Annotated in this window: 18 protein-coding genes; 10 read left to right on the top strand and 8 right to left on the bottom strand. The window is 59.5% G+C overall.

Going from position 1 to position 22,127, the window contains the following annotated elements:
- Positions 1 to 157: 157 nt before the first annotated feature.
- Positions 158 to 1,045 carry a helix-turn-helix domain-containing protein gene (locus AC1DLT_RS03600; RefSeq protein WP_477485891.1) on the top strand — a complete coding sequence of 296 codons (888 nt, stop codon included), beginning with the start codon at positions 158 to 160 and terminating at the stop codon, positions 1,043 to 1,045.
- Positions 1,046 to 1,085: 40 nt separating this feature from the next.
- Here the strand turns inward: AC1DLT_RS03600 and AC1DLT_RS03595 are convergent, their stop codons facing one another.
- From AC1DLT_RS03595 to AC1DLT_RS03575, 5 genes are all read right to left on the bottom strand, one after another.
- The gene (locus tag AC1DLT_RS03595; protein WP_477485890.1) at positions 1,086 to 2,165 is read right to left on the bottom strand and encodes a quaternary amine ABC transporter ATP-binding protein; all 1,080 of its coding nucleotides are present in this window, start codon (positions 2,163 to 2,165) and stop codon (positions 1,086 to 1,088) included.
- Positions 2,158 to 3,045, bottom strand: coding sequence for an ABC transporter permease (locus AC1DLT_RS03590; RefSeq protein ID WP_040125608.1), 888 nt, complete (start codon positions 3,043 to 3,045; stop codon positions 2,158 to 2,160). The genes AC1DLT_RS03595 and AC1DLT_RS03590 overlap by 8 nt, the downstream gene beginning before the upstream one ends.
- A gap of 99 nt (positions 3,046 to 3,144) precedes the next feature.
- Positions 3,145 to 4,146 carry an ABC transporter substrate-binding protein gene (locus tag AC1DLT_RS03585; RefSeq protein WP_040125607.1) on the bottom strand — a complete coding sequence of 334 codons (1,002 nt, stop codon included), beginning with the start codon at positions 4,144 to 4,146 and terminating at the stop codon, positions 3,145 to 3,147.
- A gap of 60 nt (positions 4,147 to 4,206) precedes the next feature.
- A complete protein-coding gene (locus tag AC1DLT_RS03580) occupies positions 4,207 to 4,986 on the bottom strand; it encodes a pyrroline-5-carboxylate reductase family protein (RefSeq protein ID WP_477485889.1) in 780 nt (259 codons plus the stop codon).
- A 37-nt stretch (positions 4,987 to 5,023) separates the two neighbouring features.
- Positions 5,024 to 5,653: a TetR/AcrR family transcriptional regulator gene (locus AC1DLT_RS03575; RefSeq protein WP_247135259.1), complete on the bottom strand. Its 630-nt coding sequence runs from the start codon at positions 5,651 to 5,653 to the stop codon at positions 5,024 to 5,026.
- A 145-nt stretch (positions 5,654 to 5,798) separates the two neighbouring features.
- Here AC1DLT_RS03575 and AC1DLT_RS03570 point away from each other — a divergent pair, with 145 nt between their 5' ends.
- Together AC1DLT_RS03570 and AC1DLT_RS03565 are read left to right on the top strand one after the other, a co-directional pair.
- Positions 5,799 to 7,835 (top strand): oxidoreductase, encoded by a 2,037-nt coding sequence (locus tag AC1DLT_RS03570; protein ID WP_477485888.1) that lies wholly within the window; start codon positions 5,799 to 5,801, stop codon positions 7,833 to 7,835.
- A 2-nt stretch (positions 7,836 to 7,837) separates the two neighbouring features.
- Positions 7,838 to 8,443, top strand: a complete 606-nt coding sequence (locus tag AC1DLT_RS03565; protein WP_477485887.1) for a dimethylsulfoniopropionate lyase — start codon at positions 7,838 to 7,840, stop codon at positions 8,441 to 8,443.
- 50 nt (positions 8,444 to 8,493) lie between these two features.
- On the opposite strand, the gene AC1DLT_RS03560 is transcribed toward AC1DLT_RS03565, so the two are convergent.
- Positions 8,494 to 9,579, bottom strand: a complete 1,086-nt coding sequence (locus tag AC1DLT_RS03560) for an FAD-binding oxidoreductase (protein WP_477485992.1) — start codon at positions 9,577 to 9,579, stop codon at positions 8,494 to 8,496.
- The gene (locus AC1DLT_RS03555; RefSeq protein ID WP_477485886.1) at positions 9,569 to 10,822 is read right to left on the bottom strand and encodes an aromatic ring-hydroxylating dioxygenase subunit alpha; all 1,254 of its coding nucleotides are present in this window, start codon (positions 10,820 to 10,822) and stop codon (positions 9,569 to 9,571) included. Before AC1DLT_RS03555 ends, AC1DLT_RS03560 begins: the two co-directional genes overlap by 11 nt.
- 110 nt (positions 10,823 to 10,932) lie before the next feature.
- Between AC1DLT_RS03555 and AC1DLT_RS03550 the strand changes: the two genes are divergently transcribed.
- Positions 10,933 to 11,820 carry a LysR substrate-binding domain-containing protein gene (locus AC1DLT_RS03550; protein WP_477485885.1) on the top strand — a complete coding sequence of 296 codons (888 nt, stop codon included), beginning with the start codon at positions 10,933 to 10,935 and terminating at the stop codon, positions 11,818 to 11,820.
- Between the two features lie 124 nt (positions 11,821 to 11,944).
- Here AC1DLT_RS03550 and AC1DLT_RS03545 read toward each other — a convergent pair whose 3' ends face one another.
- Positions 11,945 to 12,853, bottom strand: coding sequence for an AraC family ligand binding domain-containing protein (locus AC1DLT_RS03545; protein WP_477485884.1), 909 nt, complete (start codon positions 12,851 to 12,853; stop codon positions 11,945 to 11,947).
- A gap of 201 nt (positions 12,854 to 13,054) precedes the next feature.
- Between AC1DLT_RS03545 and melA (AC1DLT_RS03540) the strand changes: the two genes are divergently transcribed.
- The 6 genes from melA (AC1DLT_RS03540) (at position 13,055) to melA (AC1DLT_RS03515) (ending at position 22,076) form a co-directional block, all read left to right on the top strand.
- The gene (melA, locus tag AC1DLT_RS03540; RefSeq protein WP_477485883.1) at positions 13,055 to 14,521 is read left to right on the top strand and encodes an alpha-galactosidase; all 1,467 of its coding nucleotides are present in this window, start codon (positions 13,055 to 13,057) and stop codon (positions 14,519 to 14,521) included.
- Positions 14,522 to 14,643: 122 nt separating this feature from the next.
- Positions 14,644 to 16,731: an ABC transporter substrate-binding protein gene (locus AC1DLT_RS03535; RefSeq protein WP_477485882.1), complete on the top strand. Its 2,088-nt coding sequence runs from the start codon at positions 14,644 to 14,646 to the stop codon at positions 16,729 to 16,731.
- Positions 16,732 to 16,844: 113 nt separating this feature from the next.
- The gene (locus AC1DLT_RS03530; protein WP_477485881.1) at positions 16,845 to 17,852 is read left to right on the top strand and encodes an ABC transporter permease; all 1,008 of its coding nucleotides are present in this window, start codon (positions 16,845 to 16,847) and stop codon (positions 17,850 to 17,852) included.
- A 1-nt stretch (position 17,853) separates the two neighbouring features.
- Positions 17,854 to 19,002, top strand: a complete 1,149-nt coding sequence (locus tag AC1DLT_RS03525; RefSeq protein ID WP_477485880.1) for an ABC transporter permease — start codon at positions 17,854 to 17,856, stop codon at positions 19,000 to 19,002.
- Positions 19,003 to 19,012: 10 nt separating this feature from the next.
- Entirely contained in the window at positions 19,013 to 20,680 is a 1,668-nt protein-coding gene (locus AC1DLT_RS03520; RefSeq protein WP_477485879.1) for an ABC transporter ATP-binding protein, read from the top strand.
- 25 nt (positions 20,681 to 20,705) lie between these two features.
- The gene (gene melA / locus AC1DLT_RS03515; protein WP_477485878.1) at positions 20,706 to 22,076 is read left to right on the top strand and encodes an alpha-galactosidase; all 1,371 of its coding nucleotides are present in this window, start codon (positions 20,706 to 20,708) and stop codon (positions 22,074 to 22,076) included.
- Positions 22,077 to 22,127 lie beyond the last annotated feature (51 nt).

The following is a 22,127-nucleotide window of genomic DNA, read 5'->3' as shown; positions in this document are numbered from 1 at the left end:
TCGGGTAGGCATCGAAGATGCGGACCTTTACTATCCGCCCGGAGGTTTTATATAGATGACTAGAATTATCATGTTATGAGGCGCGCCTGAGCAGTTCGTTGCGGCGCCTGATAGTGGATATGATATTTGCAATGGCAGATGGCGAAGGATTCCGGTGTTGAGTTATTGGCATTCCATGGCTTGGCATACGGAGGGGATAAGGGTTGTCGCTCCGGTCAAGTGGCGTCGTTTCGACGGATTGGTGAGTGTCTTCTGGGAAGCCGAAAGCCAGTCGGGTGCCACAGGCTACTATTTGGCGGATGACCCGCGCATCATGATTTTCTTCAACGACGTGTCGTCTCGAATTCGCGTGTCGAACGGAGACGGCTCGCAGGGCTACCGCCCGATGACCCGCGCCGTTTATGTCCCGGCCGGCGTTCCCATGTGGACCAGCAGCGAAACCAAGCACCGATTTTCCCACCTCAACCTGCACATGCACCGGGATCGGTTGCTGCGGTTCCTGTCGCCCTCGGTTGGGGCCTCCGCCGCCTTGGCCGCGGTGCGCCGACCGGTTGAGCTTCAGGATGTCGGCGCCATAGAGACGCTGGCGGGCCTGCTGGTCGACGAGATATCGAGCCCGGCAAAGCACGCTGTCTATGCCGAAAGCCTGGTGGGCAGCATCGTCGCCGGCCTTCTCGACATACCCGACCATGAAGCCGAAAAGGCCAATGGCAGGCTTACTCAAGCGCAGATGAACAAGCTGGTATCGCGTTTCGACGGCTCGAACGACTGCCGCTTGACCGTTGCCGAAATGGCGGCGACCGTCGGTCTTTCCGAAAGCTGGTTCTCCAATGTCTTCAAGCAGACGACGGGCAGGACGCCGCTGCAGTGGCAACTCGCCAGGCGCATCGATCTGGCCAAGAAACTGCTGGTCGATAGCGATCTGGCCGTCGCGGAGGTCGCGGCCCAGCTGGGTTTCACCGACCAGGCACATTTGACCAAGGCGTTCAGGCAGATTGCCGGCGATACGCCGGCTGCCTGGCGCAGGATGCGACAGATCTGCTGATTTTCGGGCAAAGACCCATCAGACTTGCCAACCTCTTCCGCTAAGCGACTATCGCCGACGCGTCGAAAGACCGGTGCTCGACATCGCGGGAATTGACCATAGCCCCTGCCAGCTGCCGGAAACTCACGGTTCCAACCGGCTTACCTGACGGATCGACAACGGTCACGTCGCCGTCAGGTGCAGAGACGAGCGCGCGTATCGCTTCCTCGATCGTGACATTTGCTGGAATGGTGGGCTGCTCACCCCCAGTCCGGGAACGTAAGGGAGCCATGACCGCTTCGACCTGCACGACCCGTCCGCGGTTCACTTCTTTGACGAAATTGGCCACATATTGGTCCGCCGGCCTCAGGACGATGTCCTGGCTTGTACCTTGCTGTATGACCTCGCCGTCGCGCAGGATGGCGATCTGGTCTCCCAGCCGGAGAGCCTCATCGAGATCATGTGTGATGAACACGATCGTTTTCTTGATCTCGTTCTGGATGTCGAGAAGAACGGACTGCATGTCCATGCGGATGAGCGGGTCGAGTGCGGAATAGGCTTCGTCCATCAGGAGGACAGGCGCATCGTTCGACAAGGCGCGGGCAAGTCCGACGCGCTGCTGCATTCCTCCAGACAGTTGGTTGGGGTACTTATGCTCGAACCCCTTCAGCCCGACGCGCTCCAGCCATCTCATTGCGACGTCGGTCGCTTTGGAACGGCCGATGCCCTGAACCTCAAGGCCGAAAACGGTGTTGTCGACCACGCTCCGGTGCGGCAGCAAGGCGAATTTCTGAAAGACCATTGCCGTCTGATGGCGGCGAAAGTTTCGCAGTTCGTCCTTGTTCATCTTTACGACGTCCACCCCGTCCACCAGCACTTCACCCGCGGTCGGATCGATCAAGCGGTTGATATGGCGGATGAGCGTGGATTTGCCCGAACCGGACAGGCCCATGACGACCTGAATACAGCCCGATTTGATGTCCAAATTGATATCGCACAGCCCCAGCACATGGCCATGTGCATCGTTAAGCTCTGTCTTCGTTAGACCGTTGCGGACGGCATCGACATAGGCGGCGGGGTTGGCGCCGAAGATTTTGTAGAGATTGCGGATTGCGATGCCGCCCAAACCTTGCTCAGCCATGAACGATCTCCCGATGTTTCTGGAGCCGCTTGCCATAGGCTTGGCTGACCCGATCGAAGATTATGGCGATTCCAACGATTGCGAGGCCGTTGAACACGCCGAGGGTAAAATACTGGTTGGCGATTGCCTTCAGCACCGGCTGGCCAAGCCCCTGAACGCCGATCATCGAGGCGACCACCACCATCGCCAGCGCCATCATGATCGTCTGGTTGATCCCCGCCATGATTGTTGGCAGGGCAAGCGGCAGCTGCACCTTGAAAAGCTTCTGGGTCTCCGAGGTGCCGAAGGCGTCGGCGGCCTCCAGAACATCCTTGTCGACGAGGCGGATACCGAGATCGGTCAGCCGGATCATTGGCGGTATGGCGTAGATCACCACGGCGATGAGCCCCGGGACGCGGCCGATGCCCAGCAGCATGACGACCGGAATGAGATAGACGAAGCTCGGCATGGTCTGCATCACGTCGAGGATCGGGTTGACGACCCGCTGGACGCCGTTCGAACGCGCCATGAGTATGCCGATCGGCAGGCCGACGGCAATCGACAGGACGGTGCAGACAAAGATCATCGCGACAGTACGCATCGTATCGGTCCACATGTCGAAATAACCGATCAGCAGGAGCGTGATCAGACAGCTCAGTACGATTTTGACACTTCGGCTCGCAAACCATGCAATAGTGAGGATGATCGCCGTGATGATCGGCCACGGGGTCTGTGTCATGAAGCGATCGGCCGCCAGCAGAAAGCTCTGCAGAGGTGAAAACATGCTTTCGATCGTATCGCCATAGGCGCGGGTGAAAGCGCGAAATCCCTCGTCGATCGCTTTCTTCAAGTTGCGAAGCGCGTCGTCATCCATATGTGGAAATTTATAAAACCATTCCATTCGGTTCCCTTTCTCTGGAAAGAGCCGTGTGAGGTCTTTTTCTTCTTTTGACGGCAAGCGGAAGGGGCGATGCGTTTGGCACATCGCCCCAAGGTCCTGTTAGAGCGCTGCCTCGATCTTCTTAGCGGCGTCAGTTGAAACCCACTTGGTCCAGATGTCCTTATTTTCCTTCAGAAAATGCTTGGCGCCATCCGCACCGCTGGCCTGATTGTCCGTCATCCATGCCATGAGCTTGCCGATGGTCTGGTTGCTCCAGGACCGCTTTTCGAGATAGGTCATCACCTCGGGTCCTGCTTTTTCCGAAAAGGGCTTGGCGACCAAGGTGACGATCGTGTCGATCGGCCAAGAATTCGGCTTCGGATCCGGGCAATCGGCAACCGTGTTGCAACGCTTCCATTCAGCCGGATCGTTTTTCACGCCGGCCTCAAGTTTCACCATCGGGTATTTGCCGAGCAGTGCCGTCGGCGCCCAGTAGTAGGTGGCAAAACTCTTCTTCCGCTCATATGCCTTTGCGATGGCGCCGTCCAAACCGGCCGCCGATCCGGTGTCGATCAGCGTGAACTTGGCCTTTTCCCCGCCGAACGCCTTGAACAGCTGGGTTGTCACGACGGTGCCACCCCACCCCTGAGGACCGTTGAGGATTGCGCCTTTGCTTGGGTCTTCCTCACCCGGGAAGAGTTCGGGATGCTTCAGCAAATCCGGAATGGTCTTGATGTCCGGATGCGCGTCCGAGACATATTTCGGGATCCACCAGCCCTGATTGCCGCCGTCCGGCAATGGAGATCCAACCTTCACGATCCGGCCCTCCTGCGTGCCCTTCGCAACCACGTCGGGAAGCAGGTCGATCCAGGCCTCAGGAGCGATATCAGGCTGGCCCTTTTCCGCCATGGAGGTGATGGTCGGCACGGTGTCTCCAACCGTAATCTCCGCCTGGCAGCCGTAACCTTCGTTTAAGATGAACTTATCCAGATTGGAGATGACCTCCGCGCTTTGCCAGTTCATGCTCGCGATCGTGACGCGGCCGCACCCGGCAGCACTTGCCGCCGATGCGCCGGCGAACACTCCGACCAGCACGCAACCCGAAGCCAAAAGCTTATTCATAGCACTGTTCCCTTTTTTTAGCGGCTTGACGTAGAATGCGGGACGCCGCGGGTACCCGATTCACAAGTGCTTGGGAGCGTCTCCCAAACTCATCGATTTCTCGAACGCTGCCGTCAGTCCGCAAGCAATCGCTCTCTCGAAACCCGCAGCGCGCATTGTCTCGATTGCGACGGCCGTGGTGCCGCGGTAATCGAGGAAGGTCTGCACGATTTCAGTAGGACAGATCTCACGCATTTCCATGAGACGCCCTGCGCCAATGATAAGCGTGTTAACGGCACGCCTGGCCATCGCGACGGGGATGCCCCGGGAGATGGCATCTCGCATCATTGCGTCGGCAAGAAGCGCCGGAAAAGCGGGGCCGGATCCGGACAGGCCGGTGAAATAGTCCATATCGGTCTCGCTGTGCACCTCATCCTGAACACCGCAGGTTTCGAACAGGGCTCGGACAAATGTGCGTTCTTCTTCACTGACCTCCGGGGTTGCGATCCATGGCGTGTAGGACCGGCGGATCTCGACCGCTGCATTCGGCAACGAACGAACGACACAGGCGGTCTGATGATGGTCGCTCAGCGAGTCCAACGGAACGCCTGCCATGACGGAAATTAGCAGCTTGCCTTTCGCATCGACGTTAAGGTCACGCCAGTCAGCGGGGCGGACGCAGAGAATGATGACATCCGAGCGGTCGGCGAGGGCCTGATTGTCCAATGTCCAGAAAGCCTCTTCGAAACGATCCGGCCGCTTGCTGCGATAAGAGAGCGACAGGTCCTGAGGCCTGACGAAGCCGGCGTCCAGCACCGCGCCGGCAAGGGCGCTGCCCAGCCAGCCGTTGCCGCCGATCACGCCAATTTTCCAGCCCCCGCCAGCTTCCACCTTGCTCTCACCCTTGTTTATAGCCGTGCCGCGCGTAGAAGCGATCGAGTTCCCGCTGTTGCGGAATCTGACCGGTATATATTGCGATGTATTCGGGAATGCGCTTCATACGCAGTCCGATATCCTCGGTGGACTGCATGGAGATGTAGCCGATCTGGACCAAATAAGTTGTTCTCGCGCGAACGTCCGCAGGCTCTTCGTCAAAGCCGAACCGCACGAACATGCGGCTCAAAGCGTCTATTCGGGCCAGATCAGCCTGCTGCACTTCAACCTGAATTTCCGGAGATTGCAGCGCCCAACTGCGAATTGCAAACTCGAACTGGGAGTCGAAGAGATCTTTGTTGAGCCAGCAATCGAAGACATTCAGCATCGCTTCCGCAAGAGATTCCGCATATGCCTCGGACTGCTTCACTAGGTTGCCTGTGTTCTTGTCCCTCCAGCGCAGTATCAGCGCGCTCAGCAGTTCCTCCCGATCCTTGAAGAACCAATAGAAGCTTGTCCGCGATAGACCCAGCTTCTTGGCAAGCGGCAGGATCTTCACCGAATCTACGCCAGATTCGAGCAGCGCTTCGTAGGCGGCTTCAAGCCAACCCTCCTGAGAACCACGCCAGCCGCTGTCATTTACCGCCTGTTCCATAGGCACTTCCTAACAAATTCATAACCGCACTTCAAGTGAAATGTACATCAATGTCAACTGCAGGTACGGCGATGTTTTCAATATTGACACAATTGTACATTCCTGTTTAGCCTTATGCGCAAAGGCCAAAACCGGAGCCCGTCGCATGTCGAACGATCCCCTCCTTCAGCCCTACACACTGAAGCATCTGACCCTACGCAACCGTATCATCGTTACATCGCATGAGCCCGCCTATCCCGAGGATGGCATGCCGAAGGAACGTTACCGAGCCTACACCGTGGAGCGGGCGAGGGGCGGCGTGGCCCTGACAATGACGGCGGGATCGGCAGCGGTGTCGAAAGACAGTCCACCGGTCTTTAACAACTTGCTCGCCTATAAGGACGAGATCGTTCCGTGGATCCGGGAAATGACCGATGCCGTGCACGAAGAGGGCGCGGCTATCATGATCCAGCTGACCCATCTCGGCCGGCGCACCCGTTGGGACAAGGGCGATTGGCTGCCGGTGGTCGCGCCGTCCCATCATCGTGAAGCGTCGCACCGCTCCTTCCCGAAGAAGATGGAGGATTGGGACATCGAGCGCATCATCAGAGATTTCGCAGACGCAGCCGAGCGTATGAAGGCGGGCGGCATGGACGGTGTCGAGCTTGAGGCCTACGGTCACCTGATCGATCAGTTCAATTCGCCGCTCACCAACGAACTGGACGGGCCATATGGGGGCTCGCTCGAAAATCGCATGCGGTTCTGTTTCGACGTCTTCAACGCGATGCGCGAGCGCGTCGGAGACGATTTCATCCTCGGCGTTCGCTATACGGCCGACGAATGTCTCCCCGGAGGTACGGGAAAAGCTGACGGTATCGAGATTTCGCGACGGCTGCGCGACAGCGGTCTGATCGACTATCTGAACGTGATCCGAGGTCATATCGATACGGATGCCGGCCTGACGGACGTCATTCCGATCCAGGGCATGGCGAACTCGCCACATCTCGATTTTGCCGGTGAAATCCGCGCCGCAACCCAATTTCCGACCTTTCATGCGGCAAAAATCCCGGATGTGGCGACGGCACGGCACGCCATTGCCGCGGGCAAAGTGGACATGGTCGGGATGACGCGCGCCCACATGACGGATCCGCACATCGTTCGCAAGATTATCGAAAAGCGCGAGGAGGATATCCGCCCTTGCGTCGGCGCGAATTACTGTCTCGACCGCATCTACCAGGGCGGGATGGCTTTTTGCATCCACAATGCCGCGACTGGTCGCGAACAGACCATGCCGCATACCATTGCAAAAGCCGACACCCGCAAGAAGGTGGTCATTGTCGGAGCCGGGCCGGCTGGCCTCGAAGCGGCGCGCGTGGCCGCCGAGCGAGGTCATGCGGTCGTGGTCTTCGAGGCGGCCAACAATCCCGGCGGGCAGATCCGCCTCACCGCGCAGAACGAACGCCGCCGTGAGATGATCAGCATCATCGACTGGCGGATGAGCCAATGCGAGAAGCTTGGTGTCACGTTCCATTTCAACAACTGGGCGGATGCTGACATGATCGCAGCGGAAGAGCCCGACGTGGTCATCATCGCAACAGGTGGACTACCGCATACCGAGGTTCTGTCGAAGGGAAATGAGCTTGTCGTCTCCTCCTGGGATATCATTTCGGGCGACGTCAAGCCGGGCACCAATGTGCTGATCTTCGACGATGCCGGCGACCATGCCGGCTTGCAGGCCGCGGAATTCATCGCCAAGACAGGGGCCAGGGTCGAGATCATGACGCCCGACCGCTCCTTCGCGCCGGAGGTCATGGCGATGAACCTTGTTCCCTACATGCGCTCGCTGCAGAAACTCGACGTCACCTTCACCGTCACCTACAGGCTGCAATCAGCGGAAAAGAGCGGCAACCAGATCATTGCCCATGTCGGCAGCGACTATGGCGGCGTTGAAAAGCAACGGACCATCGACCAGATCGTCATCAATCACGGTACGATCCCATTGGACGACCTTTATTTCGAGATGAAGCCCGGCTCGAAGAATCTCGGTGAAGTTTCCTACGACCAGCTGATTTCCGGCGCGCAGCAAACGGCCGTGCGCAATCCCGCTGGCACCTATCAGCTCTTTCGGATTGGCGACGCGGTCGCTGCTCGCAACACGCACGCAGCGATCTATGACGCATTGCGGCTTGCCAAGGATATCTGAACATGGCCCGCAGCCAGGCCTTGCAGGATTTTCTGAATGCCACGATCGTCGCGTTCGACCGGTTTGTCGAGGATTCACGGGCCCGGCAGTCACAGACGCAGATATTTGCGCACCTGCAAACATCGCTGCCTGAGCGGGTGAATATCGCAAAGCGGCTTCCGGTTTGCGGCCTGTATTTGGAGAGTGTCTTGGCTGCAAAGGCGGAGCAACCCTCGTTGAACATCTTGCTCCGGCGCTTCGCAGCGTTGGAGGCGCAGCTCGAATGGAACTGTCGCTCGACCTATGACAATTCAGCCAGCGCAAATTTTCCGATGGGCCACGCCAATACCATGATTGTCGGGCCGGGCGGCCTCGAGGACCGTCCGGACGTGTGGCTTGGCGCGACCTTGATGGCGCCGAACGTGCGGTATCCGGATCACGATCATGCACCGGAGGAAATCTATCTCGTCCTGTCGGATGGCGAATTCATGCAGGGCGATTCCGGTTGGTTCACGCCGGGCATGGGTGGCTCTTTCTACAATCCACCTGGAATCCAGCACGCGATGCGCTCGGGCGAGGAGCCTCTCTTCGCATTCTGGGCACTTTTGCCCGACCAGCGGAAACATTGAGGCAAGGTGATCGATAGTTTCTTCGGTCATCCCTGCTATTGTTTAAGACCTTACCGGTCGACCACGAGGTCACTGAGTGGCTTCGAACAGCAGGGCAGGAATAACCCGGCATCGATCTCCCGCTGGCGGATCCCGCCATTGTGGTTCATGTCGACGGATCCGGACACCAGTTTTGATTTGCAGGTGCCACACACCCCGTTGGAACATGAAGAGGGGAGTTTCACGCCAGCTTTTTTCGCGCAGGACAAGATGGTTTGCTCGCCTGAAACATCGATTTTACGGACTTGCTTGGCAAACTCCACCGTGAACATTCTCGTGGCTGCTTCCTGGACAACTGGAAGGTCGATGTCGTCGATGACCGCAGCGTCGAAGCTCTCCTCGATATAATGGGACGACGGAACGCCGAGCCCTGCGGCAATCCCGCGGGCAGCAGCCATGAATGGCGCCGGGCCGCAGCACATGACGACACGCTCTGCAATGTCAGGTACGGCCAGCTTCATGTAGTCTGCCGAGATGCGCCCGGTAAGGCCAGGCCAATGGGCTTCGCCGGCGGTGAGCTCAGGCAGGAAATGCAGGCGGAGCTGCTTTCCTCTATTCGCCAGGCAGGCGAGCTCTTCCCGAAAGATCAAGTCCTTGGGGCTTCGCGCAGCATGCATGAATACGACGTCGATGGGCTCAAAGGTATCCGCCAGTTCGCGGACGATCGACATGACTGGCGTGATCCCCGACCCGCCAGACAGAAGCAGCAGTTTCTTGGCATTGGGCCGGATGAAATGTCCGAGCGGTCCATTGCCCTTCATCGTTGAGCCAGCTGTGACGTTGTCATGAAACCAGTTGGAAATCTTACCGCCAGGCATGCGTTTCACGGTGACTGAAAACGCGTTGGTGCGCTGCGGCGAGGAGGATATGCTGTAGCAGCGGCTTTCGGGCTCGCCGTCAATTTCGAGATCGAACAGGAAATACTGGCCGGCCTTGAAGGCGAACCTCTTTCCAAGCGAAGAAGCGAATGTGAATGTTTTTACATCGTGCGTTTCCTGGTGGACGTCGATGCAAACCAGATCCTCGTCCAAATCCCGGTTCCAGAATTCAGTTTTCTCGAGCTGATCGACAGATGCGAATGCGCTCCTAGTATCCATGCGCACGCATCCGATCGATGTACCAAGTGGCGAACTTGTCGAGATTCGTCTCCGAGAACGGCGAATAGGGACCGGGCACATAGGCAGGGTCTTCGACGCCGGCATGGGAGCGCGCGACGAGTTCCGCGTCTTGATCCGTGGTCGCCACCCAGACGTTCGTCAACTTCTCAAGGTCGTAGTGCACGCCCTCGACGGCGTCCTTGTGAACGAGCCACTTCGTGCGCACCAGCGTCTTGTCGGGCGAAATTGGAATGACTATCGCCACGATGGCATGGTCACCCATGAAGTGGTTCCAGCTGTTATGGCCCCAGAGATGCATATCGCCGAGGTCCTTGCGGGTCATCGTTCCTAAAAGTTTGGATGATGCCGCCGTAGCGTCCGGGGTCTGGGATTCGCCCGCACCGGAAATGATAAGGCGCTGCGTCCTGAAATTGGTCTCGCAATCGACGAGTTGTTCGATGGCGGCGGATGAGTAGCCGTCCGCTGTCCACTGAAGTGTCCGCTCTTCGTAAAGAGCAAGATGCTCTTCGGCCTGCGCCCTGTCCTCCGGGTTGAGTGTCTCGGGATCGAAACCGAAATCCAGATCGACGAAAGAGACGCAAAGCTCCGGGTGGTTCGCCGAGCAATGGTAACACTCACGATTGTTCTCCATCGTCAGCTTCCAGTTGCCGTGCTCGATCACATCGGTTTCGAATGCGACTTTGGAATTGCCAATATCGTAGGGCGCCAAGCGCTCGGTCATCGCCAACTCGAGCCGAGCAATATCCTTCGGCGGATTGTCGGCAAGGCAAACATAGATGAGGCCGCTGATCGACTTGAAGGTCACGGGCTTCAGGCTGTGACACTCTTTGTCGAAGCTCTTGCCCATATGGGGCGCATAGCTCAGTTCCCCGCTGAGTTCGTATGTCCAGGTGTGATAGGGACAGACCAGCTTCGAGACGATCGTCTTGCCGGGATTGAGGAGGCGCGAACCCCTGTGGCGACAGACGTTGTGCACGACGCGGATTTCGCCGTCATCGTCGCGCAGCAGGATCAGGCTGGTTTTGCCGATGTCGATAACCGCAGCGTCGCCGGGCTCGGGCACGTCGCATTCAAGTCCGACGCAGATCCAGTGCCGACAAAAGAAGACGTCGATATCCGCTTCGAACACGTCTGACCGGGTATACAGGCCCGCTGGCAGAGCATGGCCGTCAGCACGCGCGTCCAAAAGTGACGAGATCGAAGACGCAAGTTTGTTCAGCATGAAGACCTCTTTGCCAGCTTTCGGGCAAGAGTGACCTTGCCATGCAATTCGTTCAACGGCATAAATTGTTACGTTGGCATAATGAAAAGTAATGGATTGAGGGCGGGAGCATGCAGTTTCGTAAACGACTCCCATCCTTGACCGCGCTGCTGATGCTTGAAGCAGTTTTGCGCAGAAAGAGCTTTACCGCGGCCGCGACCGAACTTGGCGTCACTCAGGCGGCCGTAAGCCGGCAGATTGCTTTGCTTGAGGAAGAATTGGGACAGCCAATGTTTGTGCGAAAACATCGCGCAATCGAACCTACGCCTGCGTGCCGCATTCTGGGGGCGTCGCTGGCGCAGAGCCTTTCCAATATTGCGGAGACGGTCGAGGCGATCAAAACGTCCGGTCAGGATGTCGTCACAATCGGCGCGACGATCGCGTTTTCGTCTTTCTGGCTGCTTCCGCGTCTGGCCGACTTCCGTTCCCAAAACCCCGGGATCCAGGTGCGTGTCGTATCCCAGGATGAAAAAATCGATCTCGATAGTGGTGAGGTAAACATTGCCATTCGTTATGGAATACCGCCCTTTAACGATGGAACAGTTATTGCGTCAAAAGACGATTTCATAACGCCCGTATGTTCGCCTGATTATCTCAAACGCAGACAACCAGGCCCTTTATCATCGACAGACGAGTATATCGAAACTCACAGTTCCGACCCGTTGTGGTTCTCGTGGGCTCAATGGCTTGACCAGATCGGAGCATCCTTCGATTTCAAGCCGTCCCTGAGATTCAGTCATTATACCGAAACGATATTCGCTGCATGTAATGGCCAGGGGGTAGCACTCGGCTGGCGCGCGCTCGTTCAGGCTTTTCTTGATGCCGGAACATTGGTCGCGCTGCATGATCTGACTTACAAGGCTGACGGGCGATATAATATCCTGCTGCCACTCAGGGCACGACGAACGGTTGCCAGTGACAGAGCCGTTGCCTGGCTCACGGCAGCATTGCACGCATAACCAGAAGTATTGGCACCCGGACCAGTTCTCCATGTCGTCTGAGACCCGCCAAGGGTGATTTTTACCATCCGCGGCATCCTGCTCTACGAGTTCTGCGCGAATGGTCGCCGCAGCGGGTCGGCGGTCACCGCCGCAATATGGTGTCAGTGCCCCTGCCGACGCTCGCATACATGCCGGTCGTGCGGAATTCGGTAGGGTTGGTGCCGTAGACACGGCGGAAGACCTTGGAGAAGTAGTTTGCGTCCCGGAAGCCCGAGCGGATTGCCACCTCCTTCACCGGCATGCCGTCGGTCTTGGTCAAAAGCTTGATGGCGCGCTCCAGGCGTTTTTGCAGAACGAATTCGGCCGGCGGAACGCCTTCGCTGGCGGCGAAGATGCGTGAGAAATGCGCTCGGCTGAGGCCCGCGACCTTGGCTAGCTCCTCGACCGGCAGCGGATGTTCAAGATTGCTCGTGATGTGGCCGATGACATGCTGCATCGTCCGGTATTCCTCGCTGAAGATGGGATGTGAACCGAAGACGTCGTCATAGAGCGCCATCGCCGCTTCGTAGGCGATGGCCGACGCACGGCCCGGGGTCTCCGCGCCATTGATGAGACGCAGGCTGCAATCGGCCAGATGCTCGATGGTGCGCGGCTGCAGCTTGAGGATCGGGCCGGTCACCGCAAGGACGGAGCGGTGAATGCGAAGCGCTTCGTCGCCATTCATCGAGATCCAGAAGAACTCCCATCGGCCGCCATCCTCCAGCCAATAACGATGGTTATGCGGGACGAGAACCAACAGGGTTTCGCCTTCCTTCACTCGCAGCTCCCGGTTGTCGTATCTGAGGTTGCCGGCGCCGCCAATGGTGTGCTGGAGCACAGTAAACGGGGTCTGGCCGCGCTTGCGTCCATCCCAATCGTAGGCTGCATCCGTGCGGATCTCGTAGCCGGTGCTGGTCGGCATCGTGTGCAAAGTCTGCCGGCCCCGCGGCAACGAAACGGTCCGCATGACCGGCCCCCGCTCGATTAAATCCCGCAGCATAGAATTACCCATGAAAGCATAATCCTTCTCTGGCGGCCCCGCCGAATTTGCGCATAATCTGCCCCCGAGAGAGAGAACACCGCCAGCATCGAGGAACGGCGGGGAGGGGAATAAGCCGGATTTCTGGCCTTTTTTGGCGCAGCGCGCAAGCCCGGCGGCTATTCTTCTTCTCATCCCCAACGCCGGCATTTTCATCGCATCGAGGTCAGGATCATGAGCTTCAAAATCGCTATCATTGGCGCCGGCAGCGTCGGCTTCACGAAAAAGCTGTTCACCGACATCCTGTGCGTTCCCGAATTCAGGGATATCGAATTCGCGCTCACCGACATGAACGAGCATAACCTCCAGATGATCAAGGCGATCCTCGACAAGATCGTCGAATCCAACCGGCTTCCGACCAGGGTGACGGCAACCATCAACCGTCGCGAGGCGCTGACGGGTGCCCGCTACATCATCAGCTGCGTTCGCGTCGGCGGCCTGGAAGCTTATGCGGACGACATCCGCATCCCGCTCAAATACGGTATCGACCAGTGCGTCGGGGATACGATCTGCGCCGGCGGCATTCTCTACGGCCAGCGCAACATCCCCGTGATCCTCGATTTCTGCAAGGACATCCGCGAAGTCGCCGAACCGGGCGCGAAATTCCTGAACTACGCGAACCCGATGGCGATGAACACCTGGGCTGCGATCGAATACGGGAAGGTCGATACCGTCGGTCTCTGCCATGGTGTCCAGCATGGGGCAGAACAGATCGCCGAGGTTCTCGGCGCCAAGTCGCGCTCCGAACTCGACTATATCTGCTCGGGCATCAATCATCAGACATGGTTCATCGATCTGCGCCTCAACGGCCGAAAGATCGGCAAGGACGAACTCGTCGCCGCCTTCGAGGCGCACCCGGTTTTCTCGCAGCAGGAAAAGCTGCGCATCGACGTCCTGAAGCGCTTCGGCGTGTATTCGACGGAGAGCAACGGCCACCTGTCCGAATACCTGCCCTGGTATCGCAAGCGGCCGGAAGAGATCACCAAATGGATCGACATGTCCGACTGGATCCATGGCGAGACCGGCGGGTACCTCAGGCACTCGACGGAAACGCGCAACTGGTTTGAAACGGAATTCCCGCAGTTCCTCGCCTCGGCCGAAAAACCGATCGATCCGTCCAAGCGCTCGAACGAGCATGCGAGCCATATTCTCGAAGCGCTTGAAACCAACCGCGTCTATCGCGGCCACTTCAACGTCAAGAACAACGGCATCATCACCAACCTGCCGGCCGATGCGATTGTCGAGTCGCCCGGTTTTGTCGACCGCTTCGGTATCAATATGGTCTCCGGCATCACGATCCCGGAAGCCTGCGCAGCGACCTGCATCGCCTCGATCAACGTGCAGCGCATGTCGGTGCATGCAGCCATCGGTGGCGATATCGACCTCCTGAAGCTGGCCGTCCTGCACGATCCCCTGGTTGGCGCCATCTCAACTCCGGAAGAAGTCTGGCAGATGGTCGATGAGATGGTCGTCGCCCAGGCCGGTTGGTTGCCGCAATATGCCGATGCCATTCCTGCGGCCAAAGAGCGGCTGGCCAAATCGACGGTGAAGACCCGCGATTGGGCCGGGGCGGCACGCCGCAACGTCCGCTCGATCGACGAGTTGCGCGCCGAAAAGGCGGCGCTCAAGCAGGCCGTCTGAGAGTTCGGGAGGACGGGTGGCGATGGGGCTCCGGGAGGGAGCCTGTCGCCGCAAGCCCGCATCCGGATCGTTTGAGGAGAACCGGGGTATTGCGAAGTGCTCCGCAACAAGAGGGAGAAACGATGACAAATTTCCGCAACCTTGGCAGTCTTGCCGGACTGGCGCTGAGCGTCTCGGTCTCGGCTTTGAGCGCCTATGCCTCCGAGCCCGCTGCTCCGCCCGTTCCGGCGCAGTTCCCGGCGGAAGGCAAGATTAAATACGTGTCCAGGGATTCCATTGAAGAGTTCAAGGCACTCCCCACCTATCACGAGCCCGATTGGGTGACGAAGAACTTCGTCGACAGCGGCAAGCTGCCGCCCGTTAAGGACCGCCTGCCCAAGGTGCCGCTCGTCTTCAAGACGGAGAACATGGTGGATGGCCCCGGCGTGTATGGCGATACCCTGCGGCATGTCATCGGCGGCCGGCCTGAAGGGTGGAACTATGGCGCCGGCCAGACCCAGGGCTGGGGCGGCATCGATATCGGCCTGTCCGAGTGCCTGACGCGCACTGCGCCGCTCTTCCAGGTGGAAGCCAAGGATACCGAGCCGCTGCCGAACCTTGCCAGGAGCTGGGACTGGTCCAAGGACGGCCATAAGCTCACCATGCATCTGGTCGAAGGCGCGAAATGGTCCGACGGCGTTCCCTTCAATACCGACGACATCATGTTTTACTGGGAAGACGAGGTCATCGACCCGAATGTCTCCCCGCTCGGCGGCGGCGCATCGCCGGAAGCGTTCGGCCAGGGGACAACACTTCAGAAGATCGATGACTATACCGTCGAGTGGACCTTCAAGGAGGCTTTCCCCAAACAATATCTCTATACGATGGCCTATCCGGGCTTCTGCCCGGGCCCGTCGCATATCCTGAAGCCGCAGCATCCGAAATATTCGAAAAACACCTACGATCAGTTCAAGAATGCGTTCCCGCCGGAATTTTTGAACATGCCGGTAATGGGCGGCTGGGTGCCGGTCGAATACCGTCCGGACGACATCATCGTGATGCGCCGCAATCCGTATTACTGGAAGGTCGACGAGAAGGGCAATCAACTCCCTTATCTGAACGAACTGCATTACAAGCTGTCGACCTGGGCCGACCGTGACGTACAGGCCGTTGCCGGATCCGGCGACATTTCCAATCTCGAGCAGCCGGAAAATTTCGTGGCATCGCTGAAGCGCGCCGCCGAGAAGACCGCCCCGGCACGTCTTGCCTTCGGCCCGCGCCTGATTGGCTACAACATGCGCATGAACCTGTCCGGTAACGGCTGGGGCGAGCCAGACGCGCGCGGCCAGGCCGTTCGCGAGCTGAACCGCAACGAGGATTTCCGCAAGGCGATCACCATGGGCCTCGACCGCAAGGCGATCGGCGATTCGCTGGTCAAGGGTCCGTTTACCGCGATCTATCCGGGTGGCCTGTCCTCGGGCACCAGTTTCTACGACCGCAACTCGGTGGTCTATTACCCCTTCGATCTGAATGGCGCCAAGGCGCTGCTGGCGAAGGCCGGCCTCAAGGATACCGACGGCGACGGTTTCGTGAACTTCCCCGCCGGAACCGTCGGCGGCAAGGACGTCGAGATCGTCCTTCTGGTCAACAACGGCTACGCGACGGACAAGAGCCTCGCGGAAGGCGTCATCGGCCAGATGGAAAAGCTCGGGGTCAAGGTCATCCTCAATGCGCTCGATGGTCCGAAGCGCGACGACGCTCACTATAGCGGCCGTTTCGACTGGCTGATCCAGCGCAACATGCCGGAACTTGCCTCCGTGGTTCAAAACACCGAGCAGCTTGCACCTGTCGGTCCGCGCACGAGCTGGCACCACCGCGCCGGCAAGGACGGCAAACTGGACCTGATGCCCTACGAAGAAAAGCTGGTGGCTATCGTCGCCAAGTTCCAGACTAGCCAGGACAACAACCAGCGCGTCGACCTGATGAAGCAGTACCAGAAGGTCGCAACCGAGAATGTCGATACGGTCGGACTGACGGAATATCCTGGTGCGTTGATCATCAACAAGCGCTTCTCGAACGTGCCGGAAGGAACTCCGATCTTCATGTTCAACTGGGCCGAGGACTCCGTCATCCGTGAGCGCCTGTGGGTCGCTGCCGACAAGCAAGGCAAATATGAGCTGTTTCCCGAAAGGCTGCCCGGCAAGCCGGGCGAAAAGGGCCCGATCAACTGAGAGCTCCCCTCCCAACCGAGGATTCCGGCCGCGCGTGAAGCGCGGCCGGGCAAGATCAACAAGCCGGCCGCACCGACAGGCGCGACTGGCGGCAAGGAGAAGCGAACCGTCCGATGTTACGATTCCTGCTCGTGCGCATAGCGTCCGCGATCCCCGTCCTGATCATTCTGAGCATCGTGACCTTCGCGATCATCCAGGCGCCGCCCGGTGACTATGCCGATTACATCCGCTCGCAGCTGATCAACCAGAGCGGCGCGTCCTTCGCACAGGCCGACGAACAGGCTCGGGCCTACCGCATCGCCCATGGCCTCGATCAACCGATGGTCATCCAGTACTTCAACTGGATCAAGGGCATCGTTACACAGGGCGATTTCGGCTACAGCATGTTCTACAACAAGCCGGTGGCCGACGTCGTCGGCGAACGCCTGCCGCGCACGCTGCTCCTGGCGCTCGTCTGCCACATCCTTGCGTCGGTGCTCGGCATCGGCTTCGGCATCTGGGCGGCAACCCGGCAATATTCCTGGATCGACAGCCTGCTGTCCGGCATCTCATTTCTCGGCATGACGGTGCCGCGCTTCCTGATGGCGCTGATCATCGTCTACCTGCTCGTCTTCCAGCTCAACGTTTCCGAAATCGGCAGCTTCTTCTCGCCGCAATATGGCGGTGCGCCGTGGTCCTGGGCGAAATTCGCCGACCTTGTCAAACACGTCTGGCCGGTCGTCGCCATCGCCACCTTCGGCGGGCTCGCCTACAACATGCGCGTCATGCGCGGCAATCTGCTCGATACGCTGAACGCCCAATATGTCGAGACGGCAAAGGCCAAGGGGCTTTCAGGCGGTGCGGTCGTCATGCGCCATGCCGTGCCCAATGCCCTGCACCCGCTCGTCATGTATCAGGGCGTCGTGCTTCCCTACATGCTGACCGGCGAGATCGAGACGGCGATCATCTTTTCGCTGCCGACCGTCGGGCCGGCGATTGTCGGCTCGATGGCCGTCGGCGACGTCTATGTGACGGCGACCTTCATGATGGTGCTTTCCGCCACGCTCATTGTCGGCAACATCATCGCCGACATGCTGCTGGCGATGCTCGACCCGCGCGTCCGTGCCTACGGAGGAGCCTGATATGCTCGCCTTCGACTCCTCCCCGCCATTGCCCCACGGGCAGATGTCCCTCGAACAGACGGCCAAGAACGCGCCGCACGGCAATGAAAGCTACATGGCGCTCGTCTGGCGCCGGCTGCGGCGCTCCTGGACCGGAATGATCGGCCTCATCCTCGTGGGATTGCTGCTGATCATGGCGATCTTCGCTGAGTTCTTCGCGCCGATGGATCCGAAGGCGACGGATGTGGGCTTTGCCCCGCCGCAGATAATGAGCTTCCACGACAAGGACGGCAACATCGTCTTCCAGCCGCGCGTCTATGGACAGACCGAGTCCGCGGAGCTCGACCCCGTGACCTTTCAGCCGGTCGTCGGTCCCGACTACGACAACCCTAACCGTCTCGGCTTCTTCGTGGCGGGCGCCGAGTACAGGCTGTTCGGACTGATCCCGACGAACCGCCATTTCTTCGGTTCCACCACCGGCCAGCCGGTGCATTTCCTCGGCACCGACAAGTTCGGCCGCGACGTGCTGTCGCGCGGCATCATCGGCTCGCGGATTTCTCTGACGATCGCACTCACCGTCGTCTTCATCGTCACGGTGATCGGCACCACGGTCGGCATGGTATCCGGCTATTTCGGCGGTTCGTTCGATACCTGGGTGCAGCGCTTCGTCGAAATCGTCCTCGCCTTTCCGCAGCTGCCGCTCTATCTGGCGCTGACCTCGCTCATCCCGGTGACGGCGCCGACCAACGTTTTCCTCGGCTTCGTCATCGTCGTGATGTCGGCGCTCGGCTGGGCGCAGATGTCGCGCGAGGTGCGCGGCAAGACACTGGCGCTCGCCCGCATCGACTATGTCCGGGCGGCCATGGCCGTTGGCGCGACCGACCGGCGGATCATCTTCCAGCACATCTTTCCGAACGTCATGAGCCACGTCATCGTCGCCGTCACGCTGCATATCCCGAGCGTCGTGCTGCTCGAATCCTTCCTCGGCTTCCTCGGTTTCGCCGTGAAGCCGCCGCTGATCTCCTGGGGACTGATGCTGCAGGATACGGCAAACTATTCCGTGATCGGCACCTATCCCTGGATACTGGCGCCGGTCGGCTTCGTGCTCATTACGGTTTTTGCGTTCAATGCGCTCGGCGACGGGCTGCGCGACGCAGTCGATCCTTATTGAGGTGGTCCAGATGGCTCTCGCACTCGTCAACAGCTTCGCCCCGCCCATCCGCCTCGATCATGCCGGCCGCACGGAACAGCCGGTCATCGATGCCCGCAACGTCGCCGTGAACTTCAAGGTCGAGCACGGCACGGTGGAGGCCGTGAAGGATATCTCCTTCCAGCTCTACCGCGGCGAGACGATCGCCATCGTCGGCGAATCCGGATCGGGCAAGTCGGTAACCGCGCGCACCGTCATGGGGCTGCTGTCGAAGCGCGCCGTGGTCTCGCCGCAATCGACGGTCGCCTATGACGGCGCCAACATCCTGAAATTCTCCGAACGTGAGCGCCGCAAGCTGCGCGGCGATCGTATCTCAATGATCTTCCAGGAGCCGATGAGCTCGCTGAACCCGATCTACACGATCGGCAGCCAGATCATTGAAGCCATTCGCGTGCATCGCCGGATGAGCCGGAAACAGGCCGAGGCCCGTGCGCTTGAACTGCTGAGGCATGTGCAGATTCCCGATCCGGAAGCGCGCCTGCGGCAATATCCGCATCAGCTCTCCGGCGGTCAGCGCCAGCGCGTGATGATCGCCATGGCGCTGTCGAACAATCCGGACGTGCTGATCGCCGACGAGCCGACGACGGCACTCGACGTCACCGTGCAGGCGCAAATCCTCAACCTTATCCGCAATCTCCAGAAGGAATTGCGGATGGCGGTGATCCTGATCACCCACGACCTGACCGTCGTGCGGCAGTTCTCCGATTATGTCTATGTCATGCAGCATGGCGAGATGTGCGAGCACAACATCACCGAAAAGCTCTTCGCCAATCCGCAGCATACCTATACCAAGCACCTGCTCGCCTCAGAGCCCCGCGGCCAGGCCAATCCGCTGCCGGAGGGCTGTGACGTCATTCTCGACGCCAAGGGGGTGCGCGTCTCCTTCATGCTGCGCCATGGCACCTTCTTCAAGCCGGAGCTGAAGGAGCTTGTTGCGGTCGACAGCCTCGATCTGACGCTTCGCCGCCATGAAACGCTTGGAATCGTCGGCGAGTCCGGTTCGGGCAAGACAACGTTCGGACAGGCGCTTCTGCGGCTGAACGACACCGACAACGGCGAGATCTATTTCGACCGGCAGCCGATCCACGGCCGTTCGCGCGTCGAAATGCGGCCGTTGCGCTCGCGCATGCAGGTGGTCTTCCAGGATCCGTTCTCGTCGCTCAATCCGCGCATGACGATTGGCCAAATCATCGAGGAGGGGCTTGTCGTCAACAAGCTCGGTGCGACGAAGGCCGAACGTCTCGACCGCGTGCGCGAGGCGCTCATCGCGGCTGGTATGCCGGGCAACATCCTGTCGCGTTTCCCGCACGAGTTTTCGGGCGGCCAGCGGCAGCGTGTAGCCATTGCCCGAGCCATCGCGCTCGAGCCTGAATTCATCCTGCTCGACGAACCCACCTCGGCTCTCGATCTCTCGGTTCAGGCGCAGATCATCGAACTCTTGCGCAAGCTGCAGGACGAGCGGGGCCTCAGCTACCTTTTCATCTCGCACGATCTGAAGGTCGTGCGTGCCCTCTGCCACCGGGTCATTGTCATGCAGCACGGCAAGATCATCGAAGAGGGTCCCGTCGACGAAGTTCTATCCCACCCCAAGACCGCCTACACCGAACGGCTCGTCAAGGCCGCTTTCGAGGTAGCATAATGATTGCCGAATGCCGGAGGTTATAATGGCACGAAATCCCAGGATCGCATTTATCGGAGCAGGCTCGACCGTTTTCATGAAGAACATCATCGGCGACGTCCTGCAGCGCCCGGCGCTGTCGGGCGCCACCTTCGCCCTGATGGACATCAATCCGCAGCGTCTCGAAGAAAGCGCGATCGTCGTCAACAAGCTGATTTCAACACTCGGCGCCAAGGCGAAAGCCGAGACCTATTCCGACCAGCGCAAGGCGTTGGCGGGCGCCGACTTTGTCGTTGTGGCCTTCCAGATCGGCGGTTACGAACCCTGCACGGTGACCGACTTCGAGGTCCCCAAGAAGTTCGGCCTGCGCCAGACGATCGCCGACACGCTCGGCATCGGCGGCATCATGCGTGGCCTGCGCACCGTGCCGCATCTGTGGAAGATCTGCGAGGACATGCTCGCCGTTTGCCCCGAGGCGATCATGCTGCAATATGTCAACCCGATGGCGATCAACATCTGGGCGATTTCGGAGAAATATCCCGCGATCAAGCAGGTCGGCCTCTGCCACTCGGTGCAGGGCACGGCAATGGAATTGGCGCACGACCTCGATATTCCCTACGAGGAGATCCGCTACCGCTCGGCCGGCATCAACCACATGGCCTTCTATCTGAAGTTCGAGCATCGCCAGGCGGATGGCTCCTACAAAGATCTCTATCCGGATCTGGTCCGTGCCTACCGTGAAGGCCGCGCGCCCAAGCCCGGCTGGAACCCGCGCTGCCCGAACAAGGTGCGCTACGAGATGGTGACCCGCCTCGGCTATTTCGTCACGGAGAGCTCGGAGCATTTCGCCGAGTACACGCCTTACTTCATCAAGGAAGGCCGCGAGGACCTGATCGAGAAATTCGGCATCCCTCTCGACGAATATCCGAAGCGCTGCATTGAGCAGATCGCGCGCTGGAAGGGGCAGGCGGAGGCCTATCGTTCAGCCGACAAGATCGAGGTCGCGCAGTCGAAGGAATATGCATCGTCGATCATCAATTCGGTCTGGACCGGCGAACCCTCCGTCATCTACGGCAACGTGCGCAACAATGGCTGCATCACTTCGCTGCCCGACAATTGCGCAGCCGAGGTTCCCTGCCTGGTCGACGCGTCGGGCATCCAGCCGACCTTCATCGGCGACCTGCCGCCGCAGCTCACGGCGCTGATCCGCACCAACATCAACGTCCAGGAGTTGACGGTTCAAGCACTGATGACCGAGAACCGCGAGCACATCTATCACGCTGCAATGATGGACCCGCATACGGCAGCGGAACTCGATCTCGACCAAATCTGGGCGATGACAGATGAACTGCTTGCCGCTCACGGCGACTGGCTGCCGGCCTGGGCCCGCACCGGCCGCAAGGTTCAGGCTGCCTGACCAAATCCCTCCCGGTCCAGCGCCTCAAGAAGTCTCGCGGCCTTGCCGCGG

This window comes from Neorhizobium sp. 05N33, from assembly GCF_056397445.1.
Note: the sequence above shows the minus strand (reverse complement) of the source record. Positions and strands in the feature narration are given on the sequence as shown.